The sequence below is a fragment of the Gordonia sp. NPDC003585 genome, assembly GCF_040610755.1.
Classification (GTDB): Bacteria; Actinomycetota; Actinomycetes; order Mycobacteriales; family Mycobacteriaceae; genus Gordonia.
In genome coordinates this window covers 1-16,372 of record NZ_JBEXMX010000026.1, presented here as the reverse complement: position 1 = coordinate 16,372, position 16,372 = coordinate 1, and the positions used below count along the sequence as shown (strand labels likewise).

Genomic DNA, 16,372 nt, shown 5'->3' with positions numbered 1-16,372 from the left:
TGCCCAGCCGTGGCGGCCCTGCTCATCCTCGGCATGCCGGCTGCCGGGCCCGGCGTGGCCCGCGCGGACGACGAGGTCTCGGTGGGTGCCCCGAACTGGTCGGGCTTGAACGTGACCGACTTCCGCGGACCGCTGCCGGCACGCGGTGGCGTCCTCCTGGCGTCCGTTCCGTTGGACCCCGCACTCTCGATTCCGGGCGCGGGCAACGCCTATCGCATCCAGTTCTCGTCGCTGAACCAGCATCGCCGCATGGCCTCGTCCACCGGAGCCGTGTTCCTGCCGCCCGGGACACCGCCGCGCGGCGGCTGGCCGGTGATCTCCTGGGCACATGGCACCGTCGGAATGGCCGACGCGTGCACCCCGTCGGCGTTTCCACGAAGTGCCCGGGACCAGAAGTACCTCGGGCACTGGTTGCAGCAGGGCTACGCGGTGGTCGCCGCCGACTACGTCGGGCTGGGCACGCCGGGCCTGATGGCCTATCTGAACGGAGTGACCGCGGCGCACGCGATCGTCGACGTCGTGGTCGCCAGCCATCAGATGCGTCTCCCACTCGCCAAGCGGTGGGCGATCATCGGACAGTCGCAAGGAGCGGCCGCCGCGCTCAACGGCGCCCGGTACGCGACAAGCTTCAGCCGCGGCACCGGTCTGGACTACCGCGGGGTGGTCGCCACGGGCATCCCGGCCAATCTCGAGTACCTGTATCAGAATCTCGGCCCGCTCGTTCCGCCGGTGACGCTGCCCGGCGGGCTCAACGCCTACACCGCGTACATCCTGGCCGGATTCAACGAGACCCGGCCGGACCTCCGCGTCGCATCGGTCATGAGCCGCAAGGGAATCGAGCGACTGGCGCAGGGTCGGTCCACCTGCTATCCGATCCTGAAGAAGTCCCTCGCCGGCGACGACGTGCGTACGTGGTTCACCAGGCCCCTGCTGTCGATTCCCGGTCTGTCGGCGGCTCTACACACCTACATGGCCACCCCGTACAAGGGCTACGACCGTCCCATTTTCCTCGGTCAGGGACTTCGGGACGTGGATGTCCCGGCGCCATCGGCACTCTCGCTGTATGCCCAGATGAAGGCCAACGGTCAGCCGGTCACCCTGCACGTGTACCCCGAGGACGACCACTCCAGCGCCGTCCTCGCATCGATGCCGGATTCGACGCCCTTCCTGGCCCGCATTCTGCGCTGAGGCCTAACGCCCGCCCGGGAGCACCAGTCGCACGACGATGCCGAGCACCACCACGCCCAGTCCGACGCCGCCCACGATCAGCGCAAATTGCGTGAGGTCGTCGGCGCAACGGTCGATGAAAAGTTCCGCGACATCGCGCGTCGTCTCCGCTGCCGTCGACACCCGATCGCGGGCCTGGTCGGCCAGGTAGGTTCCCGCCGCCCATGCGGCCGCACACGACAGCATCAGTCCGATGCCGAGCCAGGCGAGCACGGTTCCGCGTCGTCGCGCCACGAGCAGCGCCAGCAGTGCGGCGACGGCCGCAACGATGGTCGAGGACCAGCCGAGCGTCGTGATCTGTTGGCCGACACGGTGATACTGCCCGGCCTCGAGCCCGTTCTCGCGGTTGACCAGTTCCACCTCGATCGGCCCGGCGAGTGGTTGTGCACCCGGAATGACTTGGCTGATCACACGATTCACCATCGGCGTGATGTCGACGCGCATCACCTGCGTATCGGTGCCCGGTGCGGGTTCGTCGAACAGCCAGGAATGCTGCTGCCGCACAAGGCTGACGAAATCAGCCTGGAAACCGGGGCTGTCGGTGTATCGCTGCGCGACCGGTCGGACCAATGCCTCTATCGGTGCGTTCAGGACGTCGGTGTTGAGCTGATCGGCCCGGGCCACCGCCTGCTCGGTGATCCGGTCGGCCAGGAAGTCCTTGACATGCTCGTCGGTCGACATCGGACTCACCACCGACACGAACCCGTCCTGGTCGACGAGTCGTTCGGAGATCCACATCGTCGGTACTGCCAACACACACGCGACCATCGCGATCAAGGTCAGCAAACCGCTGAGAAAGCTACGCACGACACGAGGCTACCGACGCGCGTCGGACCGATCGCACCCGGCAGTTACTCCCCGACGACGTCGCGTGCGCGCCCGACGATCAAGGGGTCGGGTGCACCCACCAGCTCCGTGTTCTTGCCCTCGTAGTCGAACAGACTGAGCACGTGGCGCATGGCGTTGATCCGCGCGCGCTTCTTGTCGTTGCTCTTGACCACCGTCCACGGCGCGTGGTCGGTGTCGGTGATGGCGAACATCGCCTCCTTGGCCTCGCTGTAGGAGTTCCACTTGTCCAGGGAGGCGAGATCCATCGGCGACAGTTTCCACTGCCGGACCGGGTCGATCTGCCGGATCGCGAATCGGGTGCGCTGTTCGAGCGGGGTCACCGAGAACCAGAACTTGACCAGGTTGATCCCGTCGTCGACGAGCATCTTCTCGAAGGCCGGCACCTGCGTCATGAACTGGTCGTATTGCTCGGGTGTACAGAAACCCATGACCCGCTCGACGCCGGCGCGGTTGTACCAGGATCGGTCGAAGAACACCATCTCGCCGCCGGCCGGAAGGTGCTGGACGTAGCGCTGGAAATACCACTCGGTGGACTCGCGTGCGCTGGGCTTTTCCAGGGCGACCACACGCGCGCCACGAGGGTTGAGGTGTTCGTTGAAGCGTTTGATCGTGCCGCCCTTGCCGGCGGCGTCCCGTCCTTCGAAGACGAGCAGGTGCCGCTGGCCGTTCTGCTTGGACCACTTCTGCAGTTTGAGCAGCTCGATCTGCAGGCGCCGCTTGGTCACCTCGTACTCGCGGCGGCTCATCCGCTCGTCGTACGGGTAGTCCTGCCGCCACGTGTCGACGACGTTGCGCTCGGGAAGCGTCAGGAGCACGGGGTCGTCGTCGTCATCGTCGTTGACGGTGAATTGCGTCGTGTCGTGGAGGTCGACGAGTTGCTGCAGCGCTTCCCTGCCATTGAGCACGCTGAAGTCGGGGCCGATCTGATCCAGGTCGTGTAACTCGGTCACCACTCAACGATAGGTCGAGCCATCGAACGACACATTGCGAAGGGGTGAACTCGGCGGCGTGCGTTACCGAGTTCACCCCTCACGAGGTCAATTGCGGTAGTCGATGGACCCCGCGTGCAGGCACACCTTGCCGGTCGTGGTGTCGGCGGCGGCCGCGAATCCGCCCGAGCAGGCCGCACCGGCGGGACCGGCGTAGGCCTGGCCGCCCCACCCGCCGATCGCGATGGCGTTGCCGCCCTGACGCGCCTGCGCCACCGACAGCCCCTTGGGTCCGGTCGTCACGGCGAAGGCGTTGCCGCCCGTGTTGGCACCGGCGAGGGCCGACGACCCGGGTTGCAGGTTCAGTGCCCGCGCATGACCTCGGTTGGCCGCCACGGCGACGGCGGTGCCGCCCGAACTACGCTCCTCGGCACTTGCCGCCGACCCAGGTCCGGCCTTCGCGCCGCACCCGCTCGTGCCGTGGACCCGCTCGACCTGCTGCCCGTTCGCCGCATTACAGGTGGCCGCTCCAGCCTGTCCGCCACTGATCCCGGCCAGCCACACCAGACCGGCTCCACCGATGACGGCGACAGTGACTCGGGCTGCAATCCTGTTGATTCGCAATTTATTTGGCTCCAATGCGGGGGTCGGGGTTTTGCGGTTGGACGCCAGGGTACCCGCCAGTACGCCGGAGACAAGACCCGACGGGGACGCAGCCTAGTCACGGATCCGCAACACCGCGCCACACCCGTCACCGGGGTCTCGTCGTGGCCGTTGGGTGGCGGAAGGTCAGTCGGCCGCGCGTCGCTGAGCTTCGGCGGTCAGCCCCTTCTTGGCGGTGTCGACGGCCATCTTCTGCGCGCGCTTCACGATCAGGCCGGGCAGCTTGATCTTCAGATCCACTTCGAGGACGAATTCCACGTGGGCACCGTCGCCGTTCTCGGTGACGGTGTACTTGCCGTGCTGCTGACTCAGCTGATTCGACTCGATGAGGTGCCACTCGCACGTGGTGTCGGTCCACTCGTAATTGCAGCGCTGCTCGTCGGAGATCCCGGCAGCGGTGACCACCATCCGGACGGTGTCCGGTGTGCCGTCCTCATGCTCGGTGAGGATCTCCGCTTCCCGGTGCGGCCCGGACCAGTCCGGGAGGGACTCGATGTCCATCAGAACTTCCATGACCACCGACGGGGGTGCGGCGACGTCGAATTCGATTTTCGCGGAGACAGCCATGAGGTGAACCTACCTCGGCGCCGTCGAGCGGTTGCAGGGAACCACCGCGTCGACTCAGGTATCGCGATCGACGAGGCGTTCGGTCCATGCCTCGTCGGGGATCTCCTGGAGTGAGCAGAGTTGGTCGCTCGCGGTGAACCATCCACGGAGATGGAAGATCTCGCCGAACATCGGCGCGCGCACGGTGGCGTCGCACCGGAACCGGTCGTTGCGCTCGTCCCAACCCTCCATGTACTTCATCCGGGCGTCGAACAGGCGGCGCATGCCCAGCTTTGGCCCCTTGCCGAGCCAGTGCAGCGGGCCGCTCTCCAACAGGAGATCGCCCCGGGAGTTCACCGACACCTCGAGATCGGTCAGCAGTTCGGGTCCGTCGCCGAAGTGATCGCGGATGACGCCATTCTTGGCGAACACCTTGACCGAGTTGAATCGGTGCGGTCCGGACGAGTAGTCGAACGTCCGCAGGATCGCCAGACTCTCACGCTTCAGTTCGTCCTGGTAGCAGTAGTGCGACTCGCGGAACGGCACCATCCGGCTCGACCGACGCGGTAGCGCTGCTCGATTTCCGTAGTGGCGCAACAGCGGCGACGGCACCGCCGAACTCACGTAGATCGATTCCATGATTCCGGTGGCCATCAGCGCTACCCCGGATGTCGAGTCGATGCTGTACCGCCACGCCAGGTTCGGGTGCAAGCGGTCGAAGTCAGACCCCAGTGCCTGCATGAACACCGGCGTCATCTCTCACACTCCCCAACCGTTCGGGCGGGCCACTTGCCCGCACAAGCACCATCGAAGCAACGCCGACCCCCGACGGGCGCCTCACTTGAGGGAAGAACCTACTACGACCGGCACGACAGTTGAACACCGAAGCATGAATCGACCTGCACAAATGCAGGTTCGTGAACGAAATCCGCTGGGGCGGACGCCATCAGGCGGTGGCGACGCTTTGGGTCAGCAGTGCCAGTTCGCGAATGACGTTGTCGAGGGGTTCGACGCTGCGCTGCGTCTGACAGAGGCCGACCGCCCCCTCGATGGCCGCGACGATGAGGTTCGCGAGCGAGCCCGCCCGGTCCACGTCAACCCCCTCGACGACGAGCCGCGATGCCACCAGCTTGGTCCACTGTGTGAGGACTTCCTCGGCCACGTCGGCGACCTGAGGTTCGGTGCGGCGGGCCAGGCCTCCGGCGAGCACCGGGCAACCGAATTGGTAGTCGCTGTTGATGAGCATGCGCCGCCACACGTCGCCGATGTCGGTGACCGCGTCGGCGGCGGTATGCGAGCGCAGGGTCCCGAGTCGGTCGGCGATGAAGTCGCCTGCGTAACGCACGGCTTCCGTCATGAGCTGGGTCTTGCCGCCCGGAAAGTGGTGGTAGATCGAACCGCGCGGCGCCGAACTGGCGGCGATGACGTCGCCGATGGATGTTGCCGCCACCCCGTCGCGGCCGATCAGATCGGCGGCGTGGATCACCATCCGTTCGCGCGGTCCGCGCGCCTCGGAGCCCTGCGTCACCGACGCAGCGGAATGTGACGCCATACCGTCTCTCCTATGTAGGTCTTCATAATCGGCCGTCTCTATGCAAGCATACATAGTCATGACCACAGCTGAGACCAGAAACGACCCGCTGCAACTGTCCGGACTCGAGTTACTCCGGGCGTGGCGCGACAACCCGCATCGCGACGATCACCCGAGCATCGGACGCCTGCTCGGTATGCGGCCGGTGCGCATCGACGAGGGCGACGTGAGTTTTGCGGTCACACCCAAACCCGACTTCGCCAACCCGCTCGGAACCGTGCATGGCGGCGTCTGCGCGACCCTGCTCGATTCGGTCATGGGCTGCGCGGTGCACACCACTCTCCCGGCCGGGGTCGGCTACACGACCCTGGAACTCAAGATCAACTACATCCGGTCGGTCGCCGTCGACGCCGGCGAACTGACCGCGGTCGGCACGGTGATCCACGCCGGCCGCAAGACCGCCACGGCGGAGGGCAAGGTGTTCTCCGACGACGGCAAGCTCGTCGCGCACGGCACGACGACGTGCATCGTCTTCCGCTGAGCGTCAGTCGGCGGGAGCGGAACGCTGCGGCGGGAAGAATCGCCGCATCGCGCCGATCCCGACGGCACCCACGACGATCAAGGTGACGCCGAGGGTCGTCGACGTCGAATCGGTGACCAACCCGATGATCCCCACGATCAGGACGAACACCGGCACCCAGTCGAACAGACGCGCCAGCGAAGCCGGTGGATCGGTCTCGATGCCCTGTTTCGCCAGCGCACGATTGGGGCCGTAGTCGGGGTAGAACTCGGTGAAGGCGATCGCGAACACGGTGGCTCCGATCTACACGATCCACCCGGTCCAGAAGTTCCCCGAGTCGTCGAGCACCGCGTCACCGATCGCGCCGGCGATCGCGGAAACAGCGAACGCCGCAACCCACGCCCAGGTGATCACGTAGTTGGTCCGGATGAACAGCGGCTGCTCCCAGAACTCCGAATCCACTTGTTCGCGTGCGTATTCCAGCGTGAACGGGCGTCGGATCACGATCGATCCCAACGCGAAGCAGACCAGCGCGACGTTGGCGATCTCGCCGCCCCACAGTTCCAGCCACTCGATGGTCCCCTTCGAAGCGAACAACCCGATCGCTGCGAGAACCGCGAAGAACGCGGTGTCGAACCACTCGAGAAGTTTGATGGTGTTCCCGAGCCGCCAATTGGCGAACACGACGAGAATCGCAAGGCCGAGCGCCGCCGAGACCGCTTCCTCGTACCGGCCCGGACCGGTGAACACCGACATGACGATCCATGGCGCCAGTCCGGCCAGCGGCGAGTTGAGAAAGGCACGGACCAACGAGGTGACGTGGCGGCCTGCGACGGTGTCTGCGCTCATGATCGGAGCCTAGTCGCCTCCCCTCTTCAGAGGAGGTTCTGGACGAGGTTCAGGGCCAGGCGTGCTTCTACCGCCGAGACCGGTGGTGGGATGGTCTCGGTGAGTTGGTATGTGGCCGACGCTGGCGGGTCGGGTTCGGTGTGGTGGATTCGGCCGCGCGCCTTCTCGAGTTGTTGGTCGAACAGTGCCCGGATGTCGGGGCGCCGGTTCACGCGCGCCGGATTGGGTGGCGCCCCGGGTCGGTGGTTACGCCGCCACCAGGTGCGTCCGACCAACTCGCCGCTGCGATACACCCCGGTGGTGTAATCCCCGAGCCGATCACTGACCATCCGATTGTGCTTCGGACACGCAGGTGCGAGGTCGACGATGTCGGTGCGCCCACCCTCGGCCCAATCACGGTGCGCATGATGCATTTCCACGTGCGTGGCCGGCTGATCACAGCCCGGCGCCGAACACACCTCCCCGTCCTCACGGGCAAACGACATCAACCGCTGCGCCAGGGTCGCGCACCGCTTGGACCGGCCCTCATACAGGGCCAGGGGAATGCTGTCGGCGAACACCGCCAAATACTGGTCGGCCTCGGCCGCCAACCGCACCACATCGGCCATCGGCACCAACGACCCGGTCGCCGTCGTACCGAACCCGGCCTTGGCGACCAGATCCTCGAGTTGCACCTTGATGATCAGCTGCACCGGCAACCCGCGATGGGTTTTGCCCAGCACACCGTCTGTGAACACTGCTTTCAGCAACGCCGAGAGCGCATCATGATTGCGTTGGGCCTGCGACCGCCCATCACGCGCGGCGGCTGCTTTCAACTTCTCGGGGTCGGCGTCATCTTCGGCACCACTGGGCGAGTCGGGATCGGTGGGGTTGTTGAGACCGGGTTTGGCCCACACCGCCAACAACATGTCCACCAGCGCCCGGGTTTCCGGATCAAGGTGCGCGGTCAGCTTCGACATCTGTTGCGCGTTCTGCCGATTCAGCCACAGATTGCGTTGCCGTTTACGGTCGGCGTCATCGGACAGTTCCCCGTCCGGATCCAGGTGCGCCAGCAGGCGTTGCCCCAACGCGTTGATCTCGTCGGGCGTGTGCTCGGCAGCCAACCCGGCCAGCGTCGCTTCCGCGGCGACCTGCTTGTCATGGGAAACCTTGTGCGGGATGGCATCCAACATCTCCGCGGTCTTACGCACGTGGCCGGGCCCCACCAGCCCGTCGGCGAATGCGGTCGCCAGCGTCGGATACTTCGGCTCCTTGAGCTGCCCATCGAATTCCCGGAACCGGCCGGTCGCGGCCATCTGATCTTTGCGTCGTGCCGGGTCCGACACCCGCAACTCGACATTCAGGAAGTTGGTCAGACTACGAAACCCCATCGCGCGGGGCACATTCCGATCCGACAGCTCCAGCACCTGCCGATTACCTTGAAACGTCATCCGATTGATCGCACGCTCCTGCGCCTGCGCAACGGCCACCAACTCGGCATCCGAACAGCGAGTCAGATCCGCAGCCGCCAACCGATCCAGCAACCCGTCGATCTCGGCGAGCACACCGGGAACCTCCGACAACGACGACCCCGCCGCTTGGTCGATCTGCTGATCCATGCTCACCCCCGAATCCGGACCACTCGAACTCACGTTCGAGAGTACACGAGAGTTGGCGACTCGACCACCCCTTTGTTTCAGTACGTGCAAAAGGGTTGCGCTACAACGAATGATCACGTCAGCGCAGTGGAAGACGGCACCACGGACTGGTCGGATCCATCACCAGCTGCAGGATCGTCGGCCGGGTCTCGGCGAACGACGCTTCGGCGGCACGCACCGGACGGTCGTCCCCCTCCGCGACGGTGAATGCGCGTCCCCATTCGAGTCCGGCCGCGTACTCGCGCCAATCCGGATACACCTGCGCGGCCTTCCGCCCGGCCTCGAGGATGACCTCCCACGCCCGGTACGGGTGCAGGAATTCCAGGTACGCGGAGTAACGCACGAGGATCACCAGTCTCGAGATGTCCCACGCAGCAACGCTTCCGGGTAGGACGTCGGGTCGTCCCTGCGTGTAGCCGACGATGCTCAGGCAGGTGTCGAGCACGGACGGATTGAGCGCCGGGAAGTCGTGCACGATGCGGTCGCGGCCGAAACTCCCCCGCGACCGGATGGCAGCCAGCACCGGATCGTAGTCCGGCGCATCCAGACCGAGCATCAACAGTTCGATTGTCTCCTCGGCGGATTCGCCGTCGATGATGCCCCAGGTCTCACGCAGCTGCTTGCGGAGGTTGCACTTGCTGCCGGTGACGAGCAGTTCATCGACCGGGTCGTCGGTCGATGACAACGCAAAGTAGGCACCGCAGGCCAGCCCACGCAGATGCTCGGGCGGATGCGGGTTCCCGGTCCACGCAATCGGTGAGCCGATCACCGGCGGGATCGGCGCCTGCACGTTCGTGGACGCAAAGGCGAGTGGCTGCTGCGCGACTGGTCCAACCACAGTCGACTGCCGCCAAACCTCGGCGGGCGGATGTGGCGTCGGCGCAGTCGGGACGGGTGCCGGTCCGATGGCTTCCGTCCAGCGGCCCGTGAGCGCGGCGACAAGATCGTCCGCGAAGTCCGCACAGCGGAGGTAGCGCTGCGACGGTGTCTTTGCCAACGCACGGGAGAAGACTGCATCGAGCTCCGGCGGCAGCGCCGGCCGACGAGACCGGGGCGACGGAACCGGCGAAGTGAGGTGATGGTGAAGCACCGCAACCAGATTGGGGCCCGAATAGGGTGGTGCTCCGACGAGCATCTCGAATATGGTGCACGCCAGCTGATACTGGTCGGCGGCACCGGTGAGCGGTTCCGCGGCTGCCTGCTCGGGTGCACAATAGGCCAGGCTCCCGACAAACGCGCCGGTCGACGTCAGTGCCGAACCAGAGTCCTGCGGCTTGGCGATCCCGAAGTCGGCTAGATAGACCCGTCGCCGTCGGCCCTGACCGACAAGGATGTTCCCGGGTTTCACGTCACGGTGCAGCAGTCCGTTCTCGTGGGCGTGGTCGAGCGCGTCGGCGACCGAGACCGCCACGTCGATCACCAGGTCGTCGGGCAGAATCCGGCCAGGTACATCGGCCGCGAGCGCTGCGACGTCCGAGCCGTCGATATAGGCCATGGAGATCCACAGCCGCTCGCGATGCTCCCCGCGGTCGTACAGCGGAACAATATTGGGATGCAACAGAGTTGACGCGACGTCGGCTTCGCGACCGAAGCGCTCGCGGAACTGTGCGTCATGTGGTACATGGGTGCGAGCACCTTCAGTGCATCCTGGCGCGGCAAGCGTGGGTGGGTGGCCAGGTACACCTCACCCATCCCGCCGACACCGAGCCGCCGGACGACCCGATAGCCGGCGAACTCGTCGCCCTCGTCGAGTGTGCCGGTCATCGGGTACTGAAATCTGGGTCAAGATACTTGTGCCGCAACGCATCCTGCTCTTCGAGGCCGACACCCAGACCCTCGGCGAAGTAATCGTCGATACTGCCGAAGCGCTTGTCGACCTCATCAAAGGCCGACTCCAGATACTTCCGCTCGACACCCAGCACCGGCCGGAGATCGTCGGGGTTCCCACCGGCCGCGGCGAAGGCGTCGAATACGGGCTTCAGGGCGGGGATCAGCTGCTCGTTGGTCAGCAGATAGTCGCGGAACACATCGTCGCTCGGTACGCCCATCAAGGTCAGGAACGATGCCGCGGCCCATCCCGTGCGGTCTTTGCCGGTGGTGCAGTGGAACAGCGCCGGCGTGTCGTCCTCGCCGAGCAGACCACGGAAGAAGCGCCGATATGACGTCATCGCGCTGGGTAGCGTGATCAGCTCGCGGTAGGTGCCGGAGATGATCGCCAGCGCCTCACCGTCTTCGAGGTACTTGCCGGCCTTCGCCACCTGCGCCGGGTCGGTGAAGATCGTGACGAGGTTGGCCGGCAGCGCCGCCGCCGCGTCGGCGAGGACGTCGAGAACCACCTCGTTCGCCGACGGGATGCAGACGTCCGGCTCGGCTGTGCGCTCGGCCAGCGTGCGCAGGTCGTAGACGGTGCGCAGACCCAGCTGCTCGAGCGCTGACACATCGTCGTCATTGAGGTGGTTGAGATCGGTCGACCGAAACACCAATCCCTCCCGCACCCACCGACCGTCGGTTGTTCGCCAACCACCCAGATCTCGGAGGTTCGGGAGGGTCGACAGAGCGATCGACTGGCCGGGCGTTCTGGTCATGCGGAGATCATTTCAGACGCGGAGACCGGCGCCGCGCGCAGCGCGCAGAGTTCATCCAGTCAGCGCCCAAGAACTCGAAGCCCCACCGCCAGCCGAGATGCGAGCCTGCGAGCCTCGTAGCCCTGGTGCGAGACGAGATCGGTTTCTCACCAGCGCCTTCGAGGGTCGGCAAGTCGGGAACAGCACAACTCTTCGAGTCAGTTGACCACGTAGTGCTCACGCAACTGGTCTCGCGCGTCGGCGTCGATGCCGAGGGCCTCGCCGAAGTAGTCGTCGATGGTGCCGTATTGAATCGCCACCTCGTCGAATGCGACGTTGAGGTAGGTGGCCGTCACACCGAGAAGGGGGCGTAGGAGGTCGGCGTCGCCGCCGGCCGCCTCGAAGCTGTCGAACACCGACGACATTGCCGGCAGGAACAAGTCGTTGGTCAGCAGATAGTCGCGGTACACATCATCACGGTCGACACCCATCAGGGTGAGGAAAGATGCTGCCGCCCAACCGGTTCGGTCCTTGCCCGCGGTGCAGTGGAAGAGCGTCGGCGTGCCGTCGAGCAGGCCGGTGAAGAACTCACGATAGCCACGCTTGGCGCTCGGGAGGTTCACCAAACCCCGATAAGAGCTGATCATGTGCTCGACGCCGCTGCCGTCGGCGAGACGTTCGTTGGCCTTCGCCACCGCCTCGGGGTCGGCGATCAGGACGTCGAGGTGCGCCGGGACGGCGACCTCGGCGGCGTCGGCGAGGACGTCGAGCAGCACCGCGCGCGCATCGCCGATCACCGGATCGGGAGCGGCGTCGGCCTCGGCGACCGAACGCAGATCAGCGATGGTCTGCAGACCCAGACCAGCGAGGTAGGTGCGGTCGGAATCCGACGCCTTGTCGAGGGCGGCGGACCGGAACAGCCGTCCGGTGACGACACGTCGTCCGTCGCGGGTACCCCAACCGCCGACATCGCGAAAGTTGGCGACATCGGTCAGCGCTGGTCTATCGATCTGCTCGGTCACGGTGACCATTGTGGCGCGTGTCGGCCGTCACCGTTGACGCAGGACTCATCCTCGGCCCGGCCCAGAGTTTCAGTCCTCGAGGTAGATATCTCGTAGACGCTGCTGTTCGTGGGAGTCGAGGCCGAGTGCGTCGGCAAAATAACCCTCGATACCGCCGAACGCCTTGTCGACCTCGGCGAAGGCGGTGTCGAGGTAGCTCGCATCGACTCCCAGCACCGGAATCAGCAGATCGGGGTTGCCTCCCGCGGCACCGAAGCGGTCGAAGACGGGTTTGAGTGCGGGCACGAGCCGATCGTTGGTGAGGAGATAATCCTCGTACACATCGTCTTTCGCCACACCCAGCAAGGTGAGCAAGGACGCCGCAGCCCATCCCGTGCGGTCCTTGCCAGTGGTGCAGTGGAACATCGACGGCGATTGTCGTTCGCCGAGGAGGCCACGGTAGAAAGCTTGATACGCCGTACGTGCGCTGGGCATCGACACCAGCTCGCGATAAGTGTCCCTGATCATCTTCTTGGCCTCATCGCCCGACAGCTCCTTGGTGACCGTGGCGACCGTGGCGGGATCGGAGAGGAAGTGCTGCAGATTGCCCGGGAGGGCTATGCCGCGTCGGCGAGCACGTCAAGGTGCAGATCGGCGACGCCGGGCAGGTCGGGATCGGGAAGAGCCTTGCGTTCGGTGGCCGACCGCAGGTCGTAGATCGTCTTCACACCGAGCGACTCGAAACGCGGGAGGTCAATGGACGCCATGAACGAGAAGTCGGTCGAACGGTAGATCAGGCCACCGCGCACATTCCGGCCGTGAGAGGTGGACCAGCCACCGAGATCACGCAGGTTGGGCAGTGTCGGAACAGGACTCGGGGCGGGCGTCATCGTCACACCCTCCAGTCTGCCCATGCGTCGGCGCGACCGACGCGCCGTGGCGCCGGAGCAACCGTGATTCGGCACAAAACGCGCTCTCGACACGGCACGAGGCAAAGCATGGGCTTCCACGGCCGATGCGAAGGCCGAAGGCCGGCCACCCTCGTGGGGTGACCGGCCTTCGGTTGTTCAATACGAAACGGGGTTTGGACTCAGAAGCCCATCCTCGTCGGAGACGAGATCAGAAGCCCATCCTCGTCGGAGACGAGATCAGAAGCCCATTCCGCCCATCTCGTCGCCACCCGGCAATGCGGGGGCGGGGTTCTTCTCCGGCTTGTCGGCGACGACGGCCTCGGTGGTGAGGAACAGAGCCGCGATCGACGCAGCGTTCTGCAGCGCCGAGCGGGTGACCTTCACCGGGTCGTTGAACTAGTGGCCGGCGACCCACGTGTTGAAGCGGTCGGGCTCATCCCCGCGTCCCCGGGGAGCACGCCATCCGGTACGGGCTGTCGCAGCTCGCGACGGGCCCATCCCCGCGTCCGCGGGGAACAGGACCAGCGGCAGCTGACCTGGAGGGCTCATCCCCGCGTCCGCGGCGAGCACCGAACTCACTCGGCCGTGGGCGGCTCTTTCCAGGGCTCATCCCCGCGTCCGCGGGGAGCACATCAGCGGTCAGCTGGATGCTGCGCTGTCACCGGGCTCATCCCCGCGTCCGCGGGAGCACCTCCGCGAAAGGATCGTGCTGCACGTCTGGCTGTGGCTCATCCCCGCGTCCGCGGGGAGCACCTGGCGGCGATCGGCGCTGGGGCGGGGCAGGCGGGCTCATCCCCGCGTCCGCGGGGAGCACGACGGTTTCCTGGACCGCCACGCTCGCAAGCAGGGCTCATCCCCGCGTCCGCGGGGAGCACGCATTCGAGTGAGGAGCCGGATCAACGTGAGGGGGCTCATCCCCGCGTCCGCGGGGAGCACAGGTTGACGAACAGGGTGGTCAGCGCACACCAGGGCTCATCCCCGCGTCCGCGGGGAGCACGCAGTGGGGCGGCAACGGCGCGGCCAACGTATGGGCTCATCCCCGCGTCCGCGGGGAGCACCTGAGGTCGCAGCCGAACACGGCTACAGCAGCGGGCTCATCCCCGCGTCCGCGGGGAGCACTTCTGCTCCGTCGTCGTGGTGAAGTCGTTGTTGGGCTCATCCCCGCGTCCGCGGGGAGCACAAGCTACCCGACGGTGAGGGCCGCATGGCCGAGGGCTCATCCCCGCGTCCGCGGGGAGCACCTTGCGGCGTGTCGCCGCTGAAACTGTGTCAGGGGCTCATCCCCGCGTCCGCGGGGAGCACTTGCCGGTATCCCCCGTCGCCGTGAGCTGGTCGGGCTCATCCCCGCGTCCGCGGGGAGCACCTGGTGTGGAGTTCGGCGGTGGTGGCGGGGAAGGGCTCATCCCCGCGTCCGCGGGGAGCACGGCAACAACGGGACCGTCCCGTCGTGGCCATGGGCTCATCCCCGCGTCCGCGGGGAACACTGGGAGATGCGCACCCCGTCGCACCAGAAGTTGGGCTCATCCCCGCGTCCGCGGGGAGCACCCTGCACATCCTCGAACTGGCCATTCGACATCGGGCTCATCCCCGCGTCCGCGGGGAGCACTGAATCCGGCCATCACGCACCACCGTTCGCGAGGGCTCATCCCCGCGTCCGCGGGGAGCACCGAGCATCGGTGCGGCGGCGATCAAACAAACTGGTGTCATCCCCGCGTCCGCGGGGAGCACGTGGATTCGACGGACACCGACCTTGATGACTGGGGCTCATCCCCGCGTCCGCGGGGAGCACGCACTCGAAGTCATGTCCTGCGTCGCCGCGTGCGGCTCATCCCCGCGTCCGCGGGGAGCACGACTCGCGTGTCGTGCAGTACGAGGGTGAGGTGGGCTCATCCCCGCGTCCGCGGGGAGCACGTGTCGGGGTACCGCAGGATTGTGCATCCGGAGGGCTCATCCCCGCGTCCGCGGGGAGCACTTGTTCGCGTCCTGCGAACCCGCACCAGCCTTGGGCTCATCCCCGCGTCCGCGGGGAGCACCAGGTGGCTTTCACGATGTTGCGGAACGTCTCGGGCTCATCCCCGCGTCCGCGGGGAGCACACTCCCGCGCCACCCGATCCATATCCGCCCGTGGGCTCATCCCCGCGTCCGCGGGGAGCACGATCACCACCGACATGCTGTCCCGCCAACGCCGGGCTCATCCCCGCGTCCGCCGGGAGCACGAGTTTCCGAACGACGACTTGCCGCCGCCGATGGGCTCATCCCCGCGTCCGCGGGGAGCACTGTGTGGCCTGCGGCACAGGCTGCCGCCACTGGGGCTCATCCCCGCGTCCGCGGGGAGCACCCTGAAAGTGTTCCCGTCACATGCTTCGGCGTGGGCTCATCCCCGCGTCCGCGGGGAGCACGCGTTCGCTCGGTTGGCGGCGGGCCTACCACCGGGCTCATCCCCGCGTCCGCGGGGAGCACGTGGTCGACGTGATCGTGGTGACCGTATACCCGGGCTCATCCCCGCGTCCGCGGGGAGCACTGGACTCCGTAGTAGATCCCGACGTGATGGGTGGGCTCATCCCCGCGTCCGCGGGGAGCACTGGAAGAGACCCGACGCCTCGTTGCCGCCGCTGGGCTCATCCCCGCGTCCGCGGGGAGCACTCGATCCGTGCGGCCTTCTCGCGCTCAGCCTTGGGCTCATCCCCGCGTCCGCGGGGAGCACATCCGCGGCTACATCGGCCCGTGGATCGAGGTGGGCTCATCCCCGCGTCCGCGGGGAGCACTCGCCGGGGAAGCCTCAGATTTGGCAGGCGAAGGGCTCATCCCCGCGTCCGCGGGGAGCACTGCGAGAACAGCGTGAGGAGCTTGTCCACACCGGGCTCATCCCCGCGTCCGCGGGGAGCACGACGACAGCGTGCGCCAGCGTCGGGAACCCGAGGGCTCATCCCCGCGTCCGCGGGGAGCACCCCCGTGTCGCCCGTTCACGCTGTCACTTCCTGGGCTCATCCCCGCGTCCGCGGGGAGCACTAGGTCGCAGGTATGCATTCTTATTGCTGCCAGGGCTCATCCTGTCAACGGCGGCTGAAATCTGACCCCTTATCGACGTTTGAATTTTGACCCCCTGTGGTTGGTCTATTGGTCGTGTGTGACGAGGTCTCGTCGG

15 protein-coding genes, 2 pseudogenes and 1 CRISPR repeat array are annotated in these 16,372 nt (G+C 66.4%); of the genes and pseudogenes, 2 read left to right on the top strand and 15 right to left on the bottom strand.

The annotated features are described in order from the left end of the window. Nucleotides 1–33 precede the first annotated feature (33 nt). Nucleotides 34–1,188 carry a prolyl oligopeptidase family serine peptidase gene (locus tag ABZW74_RS09350; protein ID WP_355275849.1) on the top strand — a complete coding sequence of 385 codons (1,155 nt, stop codon included), beginning with the start codon at nucleotides 34–36 and terminating at the stop codon, nucleotides 1,186–1,188. 3 nt (nucleotides 1,189–1,191) lie between these two features. Here the strand turns inward: ABZW74_RS09350 and ABZW74_RS09345 are convergent, their stop codons facing one another. From ABZW74_RS09345 to ABZW74_RS09320, 6 genes are all read right to left on the bottom strand, one after another. Then, nucleotides 1,192–2,034 (bottom strand): hypothetical protein, encoded by an 843-nt coding sequence (locus tag ABZW74_RS09345; protein ID WP_240859789.1) that lies wholly within the window; start codon nucleotides 2,032–2,034, stop codon nucleotides 1,192–1,194. Nucleotides 2,035–2,078: 44 nt separating this feature from the next. Then, on the bottom strand, nucleotides 2,079–3,026 hold the full coding sequence (gene ppk2, locus ABZW74_RS09340; protein ID WP_240859794.1) for a polyphosphate kinase 2: 948 nt from the start codon (nucleotides 3,024–3,026) through the stop codon (nucleotides 2,079–2,081). A gap of 87 nt (nucleotides 3,027–3,113) precedes the next feature. Then, nucleotides 3,114–3,629 (bottom strand): DUF6764 family protein, encoded by a 516-nt coding sequence (locus ABZW74_RS09335; RefSeq protein WP_355275792.1) that lies wholly within the window; start codon nucleotides 3,627–3,629, stop codon nucleotides 3,114–3,116. 165 nt (nucleotides 3,630–3,794) lie between these two features. Further along, nucleotides 3,795–4,235, bottom strand: coding sequence for an SRPBCC family protein (locus tag ABZW74_RS09330; protein ID WP_355275790.1), 441 nt, complete (start codon nucleotides 4,233–4,235; stop codon nucleotides 3,795–3,797). A gap of 54 nt (nucleotides 4,236–4,289) precedes the next feature. Continuing rightward, nucleotides 4,290–4,970 (bottom strand): DUF4166 domain-containing protein, encoded by a 681-nt coding sequence (locus ABZW74_RS09325; RefSeq protein WP_355275788.1) that lies wholly within the window; start codon nucleotides 4,968–4,970, stop codon nucleotides 4,290–4,292. A gap of 190 nt (nucleotides 4,971–5,160) precedes the next feature. Further along, nucleotides 5,161–5,766, bottom strand: coding sequence for a TetR/AcrR family transcriptional regulator (locus ABZW74_RS09320; protein WP_240859802.1), 606 nt, complete (start codon nucleotides 5,764–5,766; stop codon nucleotides 5,161–5,163). 40 nt (nucleotides 5,767–5,806) lie between these two features. On the opposite strand from ABZW74_RS09320, the gene ABZW74_RS09315 reads away from it, so the two are divergent. Beyond that, nucleotides 5,807–6,286, top strand: coding sequence for a PaaI family thioesterase (locus ABZW74_RS09315; RefSeq protein ID WP_240859804.1), 480 nt, complete (start codon nucleotides 5,807–5,809; stop codon nucleotides 6,284–6,286). A 3-nt stretch (nucleotides 6,287–6,289) separates the two neighbouring features. Here ABZW74_RS09315 and ABZW74_RS09310 read toward each other — a convergent pair whose 3' ends face one another. The 9 genes and pseudogenes from ABZW74_RS09310 to ABZW74_RS09270 all read right to left on the bottom strand — a co-directional run bounded on the left by ABZW74_RS09310 (nucleotide 6,290) and on the right by ABZW74_RS09270 (nucleotide 13,611). Further along, nucleotides 6,290–6,556, bottom strand: coding sequence for a hypothetical protein (locus tag ABZW74_RS09310; RefSeq protein WP_355275785.1), 267 nt, complete (start codon nucleotides 6,554–6,556; stop codon nucleotides 6,290–6,292). Between the two features lie 12 nt (nucleotides 6,557–6,568). Further along, the gene (locus ABZW74_RS09305) at nucleotides 6,569–7,114 is read right to left on the bottom strand and encodes a hypothetical protein (RefSeq protein WP_355275783.1); all 546 of its coding nucleotides are present in this window, start codon (nucleotides 7,112–7,114) and stop codon (nucleotides 6,569–6,571) included. A gap of 26 nt (nucleotides 7,115–7,140) precedes the next feature. Continuing rightward, nucleotides 7,141–8,745 (bottom strand): DUF222 domain-containing protein, encoded by a 1,605-nt coding sequence (locus ABZW74_RS09300; protein ID WP_355275781.1) that lies wholly within the window; start codon nucleotides 8,743–8,745, stop codon nucleotides 7,141–7,143. Nucleotides 8,746–8,830: 85 nt separating this feature from the next. Then, complete coding sequence (locus ABZW74_RS09295; RefSeq protein ID WP_355275847.1) at nucleotides 8,831–9,520, bottom strand: DUF1266 domain-containing protein; 690 nt, start codon at nucleotides 9,518–9,520, stop codon at nucleotides 8,831–8,833. A 213-nt stretch (nucleotides 9,521–9,733) separates the two neighbouring features. Beyond that, nucleotides 9,734–10,348 (bottom strand): annotated as a pseudogene (locus ABZW74_RS09290) (serine/threonine-protein kinase); the annotation flags it as partial. Nucleotides 10,349–10,511: 163 nt separating this feature from the next. Beyond that, a complete protein-coding gene (locus ABZW74_RS09285) occupies nucleotides 10,512–11,336 on the bottom strand; it encodes a tyrosine-protein phosphatase (RefSeq protein ID WP_355275779.1) in 825 nt (274 codons plus the stop codon). Nucleotides 11,337–11,533: 197 nt separating this feature from the next. Continuing rightward, on the bottom strand, nucleotides 11,534–12,346 hold the full coding sequence (locus ABZW74_RS09280; RefSeq protein ID WP_355275777.1) for a tyrosine-protein phosphatase: 813 nt from the start codon (nucleotides 12,344–12,346) through the stop codon (nucleotides 11,534–11,536). Between the two features lie 60 nt (nucleotides 12,347–12,406). Beyond that, nucleotides 12,407–13,212: pseudogene (locus ABZW74_RS09275) on the bottom strand (tyrosine-protein phosphatase). Between the two features lie 252 nt (nucleotides 13,213–13,464). Then, on the bottom strand, nucleotides 13,465–13,611 hold the full coding sequence (locus ABZW74_RS09270) for a hypothetical protein (protein ID WP_355275775.1): 147 nt from the start codon (nucleotides 13,609–13,611) through the stop codon (nucleotides 13,465–13,467). A gap of 45 nt (nucleotides 13,612–13,656) precedes the next feature. Beyond that, a CRISPR array of direct repeats spans nucleotides 13,657–16,297; the repeat unit is 29 nt; unit sequence GGGCTCATCCCCGCGTCCGCGGGGAGCAC. Nucleotides 16,298–16,372: the final 75 nt, after the last annotated feature.

Excerpts from the sequence above, each read along its gene's own strand:
- ABZW74_RS09350 (WP_355275849.1), top strand. The coding sequence starts at position 34 with ATGCCGGCTGCCGGGCCCGGCGTGGCCCGCGCGGACGACGAGGTCTCG.
- ABZW74_RS09330 (WP_355275790.1), bottom strand. The coding sequence starts at position 4,235 with ATGGCTGTCTCCGCGAAAATCGAATTCGACGTCGCCGCACCCCCGTCG.
- ABZW74_RS09325 (WP_355275788.1), bottom strand. The coding sequence starts at position 4,970 with ATGACGCCGGTGTTCATGCAGGCACTGGGGTCTGACTTCGACCGCTTG.
- ABZW74_RS09320 (WP_240859802.1), bottom strand. The coding sequence starts at position 5,766 with ATGGCGTCACATTCCGCTGCGTCGGTGACGCAGGGCTCCGAGGCGCGC.
- ABZW74_RS09315 (WP_240859804.1), top strand. The coding sequence starts at position 5,807 with ATGCAAGCATACATAGTCATGACCACAGCTGAGACCAGAAACGACCCG.
- ABZW74_RS09305 (WP_355275783.1), bottom strand. The coding sequence starts at position 7,114 with ATGAGCGCAGACACCGTCGCAGGCCGCCACGTCACCTCGTTGGTCCGT.
- ABZW74_RS09285 (WP_355275779.1), bottom strand. The coding sequence starts at position 11,336 with ATGACCAGAACGCCCGGCCAGTCGATCGCTCTGTCGACCCTCCCGAAC.
- ABZW74_RS09280 (WP_355275777.1), bottom strand. The coding sequence starts at position 12,346 with ATGGTCACCGTGACCGAGCAGATCGATAGACCAGCGCTGACCGATGTC.